Raw genomic sequence first — 11,633 nt, forward strand, 5'->3', positions numbered from 1 at the left:
CGATTGGATCGCATCAAACTCAGTCCGTTTGATCGGAAAACAGGTTCTCCCGGGATTCATCCAACAGCTGATCCAGCTCGATGGTGCCCGCATTGATATCCCGCAGTTCGACCCGCCCGTCACCATGGCCCAGGACCACTTTGTCGCAGATATCGATAAACAGACCATTTTCAACCACGCCCGGTACCTGATTGAGGATCAAAGCAACCTGACGTGGGTTACCGATCCGCTGCAGGTGCAGATCGAGGATGTGGTTGCCTTCGTCGGTCACAAATGGGGCCTCACCGTTCATGCGCAGCGCCGACGAAGTTCCAAGTACATCCATCGTATCAAGTGCTTCTTCAATCAGGGTGCGCGTGGTTTGCCAGCCAAAGGGAACAACCTCGACCGGCAAGGGAAAAGCACCCAGTGTTTCAACCTCTTTCCCTGCATCAGCGATGACGATCATCTGGTCGCTGGCCGTGGCCACGATTTTTTCCTGCAGATGCGCGCCGCCGCCACCTTTGATCAGGTTCAAGTCCGCGTCAAACTCATCGGCACCATCAATGGTCATGTCCAACCACCCGGCCTGATCCAGTGAAATGACCTCGATCCCGACCTCGCGTGCAAGCTGCGCGGTGCGGGTGGACGTAGGAACGCCCTTGATCCGCAAGCCTTCATCCCGCACCCGTTCGCCCAGACGGCGCACCAGCCAGGAGGCTGTGGATCCTGTCCCAAGGCCCACGCGCATTCCGTCTTCGACCATCTCGGCGGCGCGGCAAGCAGCCACGTATTTTGCAGTGTCGATGGGCGACAGATCTCCGGACATGGCAGCTTTCCCAGTTTAGTCTGCCGAAGTTATAGGGAATGCGCTGTGCAACTGCGACCACAATTTACGGTCCGGCAAGCGTAAAGTTGTTTCAAGACTGCGCGTTTCCTATCGGAAACGTCGCAATCATGTCTTACACCCACATCTTTGTCATATAGATTACCCGCATGATGACCCCGTATCGCCTATACTATGCTCCTGACAACGCCTCGCTGGTGATCCGGCTGGTGCTGGAAGAAATGGGTGTGCCCTATGAAGCCGTGCTTGTGGATCGCCGCCGGAACGAACAGGACAGCGCAGCGTATCGGGCACTGAATCCAAATGGGCTGATCCCCGTTCTGGAAACGCCGCAAGGACCGATCTTTGAAACTGCGGCCATCCTTCTGTGGCTGTCAGAGAGCCATGGGCAAATGGCCCCGCCAGCAGATGACCCGGACCGCGCCGAGTTTCTGAAATGGCTGTTCTTTGCGTCCAATACGTTGCACGCCGATCTGCGTATTCTGTTTTACGCCGAGAAATACATCGATCCGTCACAAGCCGACATGCTGCGTGCAGGCATCCGGCCCCGTTTACGGCAACACCTGCAATTACTGGACGCTCTGGCAAAACGCGCGCCCGTCTGGTTCAGGGCGGATTCGCAGTCGGTTCTGACCTATTATGTCGCCTGCATGATGCGCTGGATGGCTTTGTATCCAGCTAAAACCGACCGCAGCTGGTATCAACTGGCCGACACACCGAACCTTCAGACCATTCTGATGCAGCTTGAAATGTGCCCCGCTACCCGTTCGGCCATTGCAGCTGAGGGGCTGGGGGTCACACCGTTCACATCTCCTACTCATGCTAATCCTCCGGAAGGCTCAGCTACCTGATATGTTCCTATCTGTCTTCGATATGTTCAAAGTGGGCATCGGCCCGTCGTCATCGCACACTATGGGTCCCATGGTGGCTGCAGCACGTTTTCTGGATATGATGCGCGCGTCACCTTTTGAGTTTGCGGGTCTGAAAGGATCGCTGCACGGCTCGCTCGCCTTTACCGGCGTCGGCCACGCGACAGACCGGGCGACTATCCTGGGGTTGGCCGGCTTTGTTCCAGACAGCTACGACAACGATAAGGCCGAGGCCGCACTGGCCGACATCGCCAGCACGCATACGGTGACCCCAGATGGCCTGCCGACGCTTCAGTTCGATCCCAAAACAGATCTCATTTTCGACTACGACAACAACCTGCTTGGACATGCCAATGGGATGATCCTGATGGCGACCGACGCGCAAGGGGACGTGATCCTGCGCCAGGTGTTCTATTCCATCGGTGGCGGTTTTGTCCTGACCGAGGAAGAGCTGACCGAAGGCAAAGCGACGGACGAAGGCGGACCAGTGCCATTCCCGTTCAAATCTGCCGTGGAAATGCTGGAGATGGCCAAAACCAGTGGCAAGAGCATTGCCGAGATGAAGCGTGCCAATGAAGTCGCGCGCGGTTGCGTCGATAGTTTTGCCAAAGGCTCGGCCCGGCTGTGGCAGGTGATGAATGACTGTATCGAGCGCGGGTTGACCACAGATGGCATCCTGCCGGGCGGGCTGAAGGTGCGCCGCCGGGCTAAGGGTATCTATGACGCGCTGATCGCCGAGCGCGGCATGAACCTGACCGCACCGCATACGATCAACGACTGGATGAGCGTCTATGCGATGGCGGTCAACGAAGAGAACGCCGCCGGCGGGCAAGTCGTCACGGCACCCACCAACGGGGCGGCGGGTGTCCTGCCTGCTGTGCTGCGCTATTATTTGGACCACGTTCCGGGGGCTTCCGAGAGCCATATCGAGGACTTCCTGCTGACTGCCGCCGCGATTGGCGGGCTGGTCAAGTACAACGCCTCAATCTCGGGTGCCGAAGCGGGATGTCAGGCAGAAGTCGGCAGCGCGTCTGCCATGGCTGCAGCCGGTCTCTGCGCTGTTATGGGCGGCACACCCGAGCAGGTTGAAAATGCCGCCGAAATCGCATTGGAGCATCATCTGGGTATGACCTGCGATCCCGTCGCCGGTCTGGTTCAGGTGCCCTGCATCGAACGTAACGGGCTGGGTGCCATCAAAGCAGTGTCTGCTGCATCGCTGGCCCTGCGCGGGGATGGTGAGCATTTCGTGCCGCTGGACGCGGTGATCGAAACCATGCGTCAGACCGGCCATGACATGCATGAAAGGTACAAGGAAACCTCACTTGGCGGGCTGGCCGTGAACGTGCCAAACTGCTGAGATCGTAACAGGAGAGGGTTGATATGCGTGGACATTGCCTGTGCGACAGCATCAAGTACGAAATTGACCCTCCTGCCCTGTCCTGCGTTTCCTGTCATTGCGACAGCTGTCGCCGCCAATGCGCCGCGCCGATGACCACCTATTTCGCGGTTCGTGACGGTCAGTGGCGCTGGGTCGGAGAAGAGCCGAAACACTTCAATTCCTCTCCCGGAGTTGAGCGTAGTTTCTGCCCGCATTGCGGCACACCGATCTCGTTCCGTTCCGCCAAGATGTCGGATGTGCTGCACCTTTACGTTGCCACATTGGAGACCCCTGAGGCGCTGCAGCCCACGTTGCACGTATCTCATGAGGAAAAGCTGAGCTGGCTGCATCTTGATGACGGTCTGCCCACTTGCATCGGGCCAGATTACACCAAGGTTCAACCCCTGCCCGACGGCTGAATTCGGACCTTTCCACTGTGTCGCCAAACCGCTAGCGTCGCGCTCATGACTCAGGATCACCCCGTTTTAGGCATCTTTTTGATGCTTGGTTTTTGCGTGCTCGCCCCGTTGGGCGATGCGATGGCAAAGCTGTTGGGCGAGACGACGCCACTAGGTTTGCTGGTTACAGTCCGCTTCGCGGTACAAGCGTTGATTCTTGTCCCGTTGGTGGCGGTGACAGGACGGCCGTGGCGGATGCGCGGGCGTATCCTGCGCCTGACAATCATCCGCACACTGCTGCATATTGTCGGCATTACGGCCATGTTCAGTGCATTGCAGTTCCTGCCTTTGGCCGATGCCATCGCCATCGCCTTTGTCATGCCGTTCATCATGCTGCTGCTGGGCAAATACGTACTGGGCGAAGAAGTCGGCACCCGCCGACTTGTAGCCTGTATCGTAGGATTTACCGGCACCCTGTTGGTGATCCAACCCAGCTTTGCCGAGGTCGGCGCACCTGCATTACTGCCTTTGATCGTCGCCGTGGTCTTTGCCTTGTTCATGCTGGTCACGCGGCAAATCGCCAAGGAAACGGATCCGGTTTCCCTGCAGGCAATATCAGGGGTCTTTGCGACTGTGATACTGGCTCCTGTCCTAATGATCGGAACACCGCTTGGCATCTGGGAAGTATCGGCAACATTGCCCGCCCCCGACTTGTACTGGCTGTTGATCGCGATTGGGATTCTAGGAACGCTCGCACACCTACTGATGACATGGTCACTACGCTATGCACCTTCGGCCACACTGGCCCCGATGCAATATCTGGAAATCCCCGTCGCAACCCTGATTGGTTGGATCATTTTCAGCGACCTGCCGGACGGGTTGGCGGCAATCGGCATCATGATCACCATCGGCTCAGGCTTGTACGTCATTCTTCGCGAACGGGCCAACGCTCGGTCTGCCCCGACAGAAACACCCGCATAAGCGGATCCAGCGTGGCGCGCGGAACCATCACCAATAAGCCGGGCCCATCCATTTGCAATTCAACATTCGACAGCGCCCGATTGGATGTGCCCACCTGCATGTCCGGTTGAAACCGCAGACCATCGATTGGCCATTCCAGCCCGGTGCTACGACCCGTTACGCGGCGCATCGGAAACAGCGAAACGACATCTCCGGGCGCAACCGGCAGTCGGATCTGGGGAGGAGCATGAAAGACCACTTCATGCTCGCCCAACAGAATGCAGGCCTGTTCCTGACGTCTCACCAGAATGTTCAAAACTGCAAGCTGATGATCCAGCCGCCCGCCCAGAAACCCCGCGCCCAAAACCAGCGGAGCCTGCACATTGCGCAGGGCCTTGTCGAAATCGGTGCTGTCCTGTTCGCGAATGGCAAAAAGTCGGTCTGTCGGAATTCTTGCTTTCGACGCTTTGTCTAGCGAATCGAAGTCTCCAATGACCGCGTCCGGAATACGACCTGATTCTGTCAGAACGGACGCACCACCGTCCGCTGCGACGACCGAAGTGACGCGGTTCAGCACCAAATTCAGGTCCTCAGAACCAACAAATCCGCCCCCAAACAGCCCGATTGGATCAGCAGAGCGCACAATTGGATCATTTTTCTTAAGATTGGCCATTTTTCCCGGATTTGGACACATTAAGACCACAAAATGATAGGTTCATGCATAAAGTTCAGAGCCGATGTGTGCTCCCGATTCCGGGTAAGTTGGCTCTCGTAGTTTGTAAAGGACATGCGTCTGATGGTACAGAATAACAAGGTATTGACCGTTTCCTATGGAACCTTCTCCTGCACTTTGGAAGGATTTGACGATTCCTTTGAAACGATGAAAGCCATTGCCGAATATTTCCGCGATCTTGCTGCAGATGACCGTTATTTCGGCTCGGAACCACCCCAGCCAGATGCCGAGATGCTGACGCGTATCGCCCGGCGTGATGCGTCGCAGCGTGTCGAAGCCAGCCAAAATGAATCCGGCCTGTTGCTGCGTGCCACGCAAGGCACCGAAGCCCCGCCCTCTGTCGCTTCTGATGCACCGGCCCCGAACACGGCTCCTGTGAATGTCATGAACACTCCCACTCACGAACAAACCCAGCCGGGCCCGACACAAACTGAGTTCGTTGACGCGGAACCCGTCGCGGACATCACTCCTCTGGCTGCCGATAGCATTGCGGCAAAACTGCAGCGCATCCGGGCCGTTGTGTCCCATTCCGACGTGCCCGCAACTGCCTATTCCGAAGACGAGGAATCTTCGCTGCTGGCCGATACGCCCCCTCCGATGGACGCCGTGGCAGCCGCCTTCGAGGCCGGCGCGCTCAATTCGAAAGACTTTTCCGAACCAGCAAAATCAGAGACGGCAGAAGTCAAAGAAGAACCTGCAATTGACGCTGAAGAATTGCAGGTCGGCGAATTGCTGGCAACCGAAGCCCCAGAGGCGCAAAATATCGAAACTGCAGATCCGATTATCGAAGAAACTTCCGAGCAGCGGGTGCCCCTGACCCCCGAGCACCTGCCGGTCGCAGATATCGAAGATTCACCGCAACTTCCTACCGAGCCCCTGTTCTCGGATCTTGAAGAAGATACCGAAGAGGAAATCGACGAAGATGATGTTCCCAACATCCTTAACGTTGAAGATGTGGCGATTGAATCCGAAGACGCAAAGTCAGAAGAAACCAACGACGATCAGCCACAGGGTGTTTTGACCGCAGCGGACGAAGTGAACCTGCTGGCCGAGATTTCTGAAATCGAAACGGATCTGGCCGGCCGCTCGAGCCAAAAACTGACCGATGATGCCGATCCCGATCAGGATATTTCGCGCCTGATGGCTAAAACCGGCGAGCACATGGAAGACCCCTCCAGCAACGATGCGCGTGAAACATATTCACACCTGCGCACCGCAGTTGCCGCGACCGAGGCCGACCGTGATGGTCTGGCTACCTCGGACGCTTCGCCTCTGGACGAGTATCGCGGCGACCTGGAATCGGTCGTCAGCCCGCGTCGCCCCGAAGTGAACGTGACCAGCATGCGCCCGGAAGCCGACGCTCCGGCACCTCTGAAACTGGTTGCCGAGCAACGTGTTGATGATCAAAACGCGAACACGGGCCCGATCATGCCACGTCGTGTTACAGCTCAGATCGAAGAAGCCGGAACGGAAGAAGGCGGTTTTGCCCAGTTTGCGCAGGATCAGGGCGCGCAGTCGCTGCAGGATCTTCTGGAGGCGGCCGCAGCCTATCTGTCCTTTGTCGAAGGTCAGGAGCAATTCTCTCGCCCGCAACTGATGAACAAGGTCCGTTCCTTAAAGCAGGACGAATTCAATCGCGAAGAAAGCCTGCGTTCGTTTGGACAGTTGTTGCGCGATGGGAAAATCGAAAAAGCCGGTGGCGGCCGTTTCGCAGCCTCCAATCTGATCGGCTTTCGTCCTGATGATGAACGCGCAGTCGGCTAACTGCCATCCCAATTGAAAGTCCGGGCCGGGTAACACCCGGCCCTTTCTCTTTTTTCTCCCCCAATAGCACGATGCTGGATATCGTTTTGAAAAAAATCGCTCAATAGGTAACGCTGCGTCGCAGAAACCTGGTATGATCATGCGAAAGAAAACTCGTCAGGATGTCTCTTTCAGACAAAGGCAGCGCTACGCAAGACGTCATAATTCGTCGACTTCGAAAATATGATAAGGAATTGATAATTAACGATTTCAACAATTTGAACAACGAAGTGTTGTTCTCACGCTTTGGCCTATCTGTTCAGCCTCGGGGACTGCACAACTACATCTCCAACATGTTTGCTGACGCAGCATTCATTTTGGGTGCTTTCCCGGATTCTTGCCTGCGTAGTGTAGGAGAATTGCGTCTGATACCCGATCAAAAACACCACATCGCCGAAGCGGCCTTTACTGTCGAAAAGGTCGGGCAGGATCAGGGCATTGGCGATGCTTTGCTCTCACGCCTCATTACGGTGGCTCAAAACCGAGGGTTCAGAGAAGTTCACATGCTTTGCTTGGCGACCAATCAAAAATTGCGACGTCTGGCTGCCAAGCACAACGCAGAACTGGTTCTTGTCCCGGGTCAGGTCGAGGCGAGCCTGACCACTCCGTGGCCGACCCCGTTCAGCACGGCCAAAGAAATCACAGACGCGTACCGCGCGTTTGCACGCGCAGTGCTCAGTTGGTCAAACCATGTACACGCGTCAAACGAGGCTCAGGACTGATCCGGGTCTTCCTTGCCAACGCCGCGAAAAACGAACTTGAACGGCACAGCCCAAAGAATGCCCAAAACAATATAGACCAGAAGCTCTACCCAGATCGGTGGGCGCTCCAGCCAGTTTAAGACCGTCACCACGGCCACAATATAGAGTGGCAGGCCAACGACTAGGATCACCAACGACCAGCGCCGGCGCGCCTTGTAACTCAGACCTGTTTTCTGCTCGTCACTCATCAGTCTGCGAATGGGTCGGTCACCAGAATGGTGTCGTCCCGCTCCGGGCTGGTGGACAAAAGCGCCACCGGGCATTTGATCAGCTCTTCAACACGACGTACGTACTTGATCGCGTTGGCTGGAAGTTCAGCCCAGCTGCGCGCACCTTCAGTGGATTCGCTCCAGCCCGGCATTTCTTCGTAGACGGGCTTGCAGCGCGCCTGCTGATCAGCGGCTGTGGGCAGATAATCCAGACGTTCGCCGTCCAGCTCATAGCTGGTGCAAATCTTCAGCGTTTCAAAGCCGTCCAATACATCGAGTTTGGTCAGCGAGATGCCATTTACGCCACTGGTCGCGCAGGTCTGACGCACCAGGCACGCGTCAAACCAGCCGCAGCGGCGCTTGCGGCCCGTTACGGTGCCAAACTCATGCCCACGGGTTCCAAGGCGCAGACCATCATCGTCGTCCAGTTCGGTTGGAAACGGCCCCTCACCCACACGAGTGGTGTAGGCTTTGACGATGCCCAGAACGAAATCCACTGATCCCGGACCAATACCCACACCAGTCGCCGCCTGCCCGGCAATCACGTTCGACGATGTCACAAACGGATAGGTTCCGAAGTCGATGTCCAACAATGCACCTTGCGCACCCTCAAACAGGATACGTTTGCCAGCCTTGCGTTTTTCGTTCAGCACTTTCCAGACGGGCGCCGCGAACGGTAGGATTTGCTGTGCGATCTCTTTCAGCTGAGCGATCAGCCCATCCCGATCGACAGGTTCAATCCCCAGTCCCTTGCGCAGCGGATCATGGTGCTGCAATGCGCGATCAACACGCGCCTCAAGCGTCGCTGCGTCAGCCAGATCAGCAACCCGAACGGACCGGCGGCCAACTTTGTCTTCGTAAGCGGGCCCAATGCCGCGACCAGTGGTTCCGATTTTGGTCCCTTTGCTCGCAGCTTCTTCTCGGGCGCGGTCCAGCTCACCATGAATGGGCAGAATCAGCGGTGTGTTTTCAGCGATCATCAACGTCTCGGGGGTGATTTCGACACCCTGCTCGCGTATCGATGCGATTTCTCCGACCAAATGCCAGGGGTCCAGTACGACCCCGTTTCCGATGACGCTCAGCTTTCCACCGCGCACGACGCCCGAAGGCAAAGCGTTCAATTTGTAGACTTCTCCGTCAATGACCAGCGTGTGGCCTGCGTTGTGCCCGCCCTGAAAACGCGCGATCACGTCCGCCCGTTCGCTGAGCCAGTCGACGATCTTGCCTTTTCCTTCGTCACCCCACTGGGCGCCGACAACAACCACATTGGCCATATCCGGTCCTTTTGCGCTGAGTTATCAAACCCGGCTCATATAGCGGGGCACAAACGGCAGGGAAACCGATATTTCGCCGCAGATTGAAATCGCGCAAATGCGCGATGCCTCCGGCGGAGGTACTTTTGGCCAGATGAAGAATGGATCCCCTGCTTCATCTGGCAGAAAATACCCCGGGGGAGTCGTCCTGCAAGGGCGGCGGGGGCAGAGCCCCCTTTCAGACCTCAACACAGATGCACAGGTTGCCCGTGGGGTGTCTTAAGGTAGGCCTCTTCCCAAGCCCGGTGCAGCTTTTTCACATCTTGCGGTGGCGCGGCGCCCTGCTCGGCGAGCAAACCCTCGAGCGTTTCCAACCACGCGTGGAAATAGTCTTCGCCGCCATCCAGCGCTCGAGATAACCCGTGGCGCTTCAGTGTATCCGAGAAACGCGCCGCCCAATCGGGCCAATGGAACCGTCCAGCCTCATTCAACGCCACGGTTACTGCGAACACCTGAGCGTGCCAGGGTTCGGCAAAGACGGGCTCTGGCGCGTCGTGGAAAATACAATCGCTCATGCTGGCTCCAGGTAACTTTGCCACAGATCCAGCACCACTTCGTCATCGGGGTTTTCAGGGCTGGCCCAAAGTTCCGATGCCCGGATTGCTACCGCATAGATCGGTTCAGGTGCTTCGCCCAAGCCATGAGCATTGGAATCGGGCAGGACATGCATTCCGTGCAGGCGCAGGATTCGGCCCTTAGCTCCGGACGCATAAATCGGCAGGCGTGTATGGCCGCCATCCACTAGGCGATTTGCCGCGAGTCTGGTCGTGACAACCTCTTGCCCGGCAGAATACCACGCCACAACGTTCGAGGGTCTGTCTGCAGGCCCACCTTTGGCTAATGCGGCGGGCACGGCTTCCGCTTTAAGCTTTTTCTCTGCCAGCGGGTGCAGCCCGTCATCTCCGCCGTCCCGCAAATCATCCAGAGTGAGAACACCTTTATCGACCAACAGATCAGCCAGACCGGAAATCCATTTCTCATAATACGAAAAACGCGTGTAGTCCTTCGGCGACAACTTTTCGCGTGAGTGGCGGGATACGTCGATGTTCCACTGCCCCAGAAATCCGGAGGCAAGTGTCACGGCCAGCGCCCGCGCGTGCCAGTCCTCGGCAAAGACGGGCGCATCCTCTGCCTCGGGACTTATCGGACCGTCGCCAAAACGGCCTCCCATGTCATGAACGCGGGTCATGACGGCATCTTAGGCAGGCCTGTGCCGATCATGCTGTCGCGTGTCACCAGCGCAGCGAGTTCATCTTCACTCATCCCGTCTGTGCCTTCGGGGCGCATTGGCAGGACAAGGTAACGAATCTCGGCGGTCGAATCCCAGACCCGCACCGAAGAGCTTTCGGGCAAGGTTACGTCAAACTCGGCCAGCACCTTGCGCGGCTCCCGCACAGCTCGGGCGCGGTAAGCGTCGGATTTGTACCATCCGGGCGGAATACCTAGCAGTGGCCACGGGTAACAGCTGCACAATGTGCAGACGACCATGTTGTGTTGTTGCGGAGTATTCTCGACCACAACCATGTGTTCGCCCTGACGGCCATAGTAGCCCAGATCGGCAACAACCGGCGTGGCGTCTTCCAGCAACGCGGCCTTGAAAGCAGGGTCGCTCCAGGCCTTGGCGACGACGCGCGCACCGTTTTGCGGACCGATCTTGTTCTGATAGGTGTCGATAATCTCATCCAGTGCCGCCGGATCGATCAAACCTTTGCGGGTCAGAATCGTTTCGAGCGCTTTGACGCGCAGTGCGGGTTCAGGTGGCAACAGGGCGTGCGGGTGGTCGTGATCGTCATGTGGCATGGGCCGCAGCCTGCGTCACGGATCGGCGTTCTGTCCAGTCCCTTTACCGTGATATGATACATCACGCGTCGTGATGCGAACTCCTGACTTGCCCCCGCTGGCAAACTTGCATAAGTACCACGCGATACACGCCACGCTGTACAGGAACACCATGGAAAACGTCGTTCTCATCATCCATCTTCTTTTGGCTCTGGGCCTGATTGCCGTTGTTCTGATGCAGCGGTCCGAAGGCGGTGGCCTAGGCATGGGTGGCGGCGGCGGTGGTGCCATGACAGGCCGTGCAGCTGCGACCGCTTTGGGGAAAGTGACCTGGATCCTGGCGGCCTGCTTTATCGTGACCTCGATCACGCTGACCATTCTGGCGGCACAGAAATCTTCGGGCAGCTCGGTGATCGACCGTTTGGGCGTTCCGGCTCCGGCCTCGACCGAAGAAAGCACACCGGCGGTTCCGGCGGCTGATGATCTTCTGCCGCCTGCACAGGGCGACAATGCCCCGCTGATCCCACAGGCTGGCGACTAAGCCACAAAACCTAGAAACTTGATAGGGAACTGCAACAGCATCTTGCGGTTCTCTTGCGCTGCA

The 11,633-nt window shown here is 57.4% G+C and carries 14 protein-coding genes; 7 read left to right on the top strand and 7 right to left on the bottom strand.

Features of this window, described 5'->3' with window-relative positions; genetic code table 11:
• Positions 1 to 19: 19 nt before the first annotated feature.
• Positions 20 to 808, bottom strand: coding sequence for a ribose-5-phosphate isomerase RpiA (gene rpiA, locus Q0816_RS00340; protein WP_298846163.1), 789 nt, complete (start codon positions 806 to 808; stop codon positions 20 to 22).
• A 167-nt stretch (positions 809 to 975) separates the two neighbouring features.
• Here rpiA and Q0816_RS00345 point away from each other — a divergent pair, with 167 nt between their 5' ends.
• From Q0816_RS00345 to Q0816_RS00360, 4 genes are read left to right on the top strand one after another with little or no spacing between them, the layout of a single operon-like run.
• Positions 976 to 1,677, top strand: coding sequence for a glutathione S-transferase family protein (locus Q0816_RS00345; protein ID WP_298846166.1), 702 nt, complete (start codon positions 976 to 978; stop codon positions 1,675 to 1,677).
• A gap of 1 nt (position 1,678) precedes the next feature.
• Complete coding sequence (locus tag Q0816_RS00350; RefSeq protein WP_298846171.1) at positions 1,679 to 3,052, top strand: L-serine ammonia-lyase; 1,374 nt, start codon at positions 1,679 to 1,681, stop codon at positions 3,050 to 3,052.
• Positions 3,053 to 3,075: 23 nt separating this feature from the next.
• A complete protein-coding gene (locus Q0816_RS00355; protein WP_298846173.1) occupies positions 3,076 to 3,492 on the top strand; it encodes a GFA family protein in 417 nt (138 codons plus the stop codon).
• Between the two features lie 45 nt (positions 3,493 to 3,537).
• Positions 3,538 to 4,452 carry a DMT family transporter gene (locus Q0816_RS00360; protein WP_298846175.1) on the top strand — a complete coding sequence of 305 codons (915 nt, stop codon included), beginning with the start codon at positions 3,538 to 3,540 and terminating at the stop codon, positions 4,450 to 4,452.
• Here the strand turns inward: Q0816_RS00360 and Q0816_RS00365 are convergent.
• Positions 4,397 to 5,104: a thiamine diphosphokinase gene (locus Q0816_RS00365; RefSeq protein WP_298846178.1), complete on the bottom strand. Its 708-nt coding sequence runs from the start codon at positions 5,102 to 5,104 to the stop codon at positions 4,397 to 4,399. The genes Q0816_RS00360 and Q0816_RS00365 overlap by 56 nt on opposite strands.
• A gap of 123 nt (positions 5,105 to 5,227) precedes the next feature.
• On the opposite strand from Q0816_RS00365, the gene Q0816_RS00370 reads away from it, so the two are divergent.
• Together Q0816_RS00370 and Q0816_RS00375 are read left to right on the top strand one after the other, a co-directional pair.
• Positions 5,228 to 6,928: a hypothetical protein gene (locus tag Q0816_RS00370; protein ID WP_298846181.1), complete on the top strand. Its 1,701-nt coding sequence runs from the start codon at positions 5,228 to 5,230 to the stop codon at positions 6,926 to 6,928.
• 332 nt (positions 6,929 to 7,260) lie between these two features.
• A complete protein-coding gene (locus Q0816_RS00375; protein WP_367180454.1) occupies positions 7,261 to 7,689 on the top strand; it encodes a GNAT family N-acetyltransferase in 429 nt (142 codons plus the stop codon).
• Here the strand turns inward: Q0816_RS00375 and Q0816_RS00380 are convergent.
• The 5 genes from Q0816_RS00380 to nthA form a co-directional block, all read right to left on the bottom strand.
• Positions 7,680 to 7,916, bottom strand: a complete 237-nt coding sequence (locus Q0816_RS00380) for a DUF2842 domain-containing protein (protein WP_298846189.1) — start codon at positions 7,914 to 7,916, stop codon at positions 7,680 to 7,682. The two genes, Q0816_RS00375 and Q0816_RS00380, sit on opposite strands and share 10 nt — an antisense overlap.
• Positions 7,916 to 9,211: an adenylosuccinate synthase gene (locus Q0816_RS00385; protein ID WP_298846192.1), complete on the bottom strand. Its 1,296-nt coding sequence runs from the start codon at positions 9,209 to 9,211 to the stop codon at positions 7,916 to 7,918. The genes Q0816_RS00380 and Q0816_RS00385 overlap by 1 nt, the downstream gene beginning before the upstream one ends.
• A 224-nt stretch (positions 9,212 to 9,435) precedes the next feature.
• On the bottom strand, positions 9,436 to 9,765 hold the full coding sequence (locus tag Q0816_RS00390; RefSeq protein ID WP_298846195.1) for a nitrile hydratase accessory protein: 330 nt from the start codon (positions 9,763 to 9,765) through the stop codon (positions 9,436 to 9,438).
• Positions 9,762 to 10,439, bottom strand: a complete 678-nt coding sequence (gene nthB / locus Q0816_RS00395) for a nitrile hydratase subunit beta (RefSeq protein ID WP_298846197.1) — start codon at positions 10,437 to 10,439, stop codon at positions 9,762 to 9,764. Before nthB ends, Q0816_RS00390 begins: the two co-directional genes overlap by 4 nt.
• Positions 10,436 to 11,050 carry a nitrile hydratase subunit alpha gene (gene nthA, locus Q0816_RS00400; RefSeq protein ID WP_298846200.1) on the bottom strand — a complete coding sequence of 205 codons (615 nt, stop codon included), beginning with the start codon at positions 11,048 to 11,050 and terminating at the stop codon, positions 10,436 to 10,438. Before nthA ends, nthB begins: the two co-directional genes overlap by 4 nt.
• A 151-nt stretch (positions 11,051 to 11,201) precedes the next feature.
• Here nthA and secG point away from each other — a divergent pair, with 151 nt between their 5' ends.
• Positions 11,202 to 11,570 carry a preprotein translocase subunit SecG gene (gene secG, locus Q0816_RS00405; RefSeq protein WP_298846202.1) on the top strand — a complete coding sequence of 123 codons (369 nt, stop codon included), beginning with the start codon at positions 11,202 to 11,204 and terminating at the stop codon, positions 11,568 to 11,570.
• Positions 11,571 to 11,633 lie beyond the last annotated feature (63 nt).

Origin of the sequence: uncultured Ruegeria sp., from assembly GCF_947497005.1 — a bacterium.
Taxonomy (GTDB): Bacteria; Pseudomonadota; Alphaproteobacteria; order Rhodobacterales; family Rhodobacteraceae; genus Ruegeria.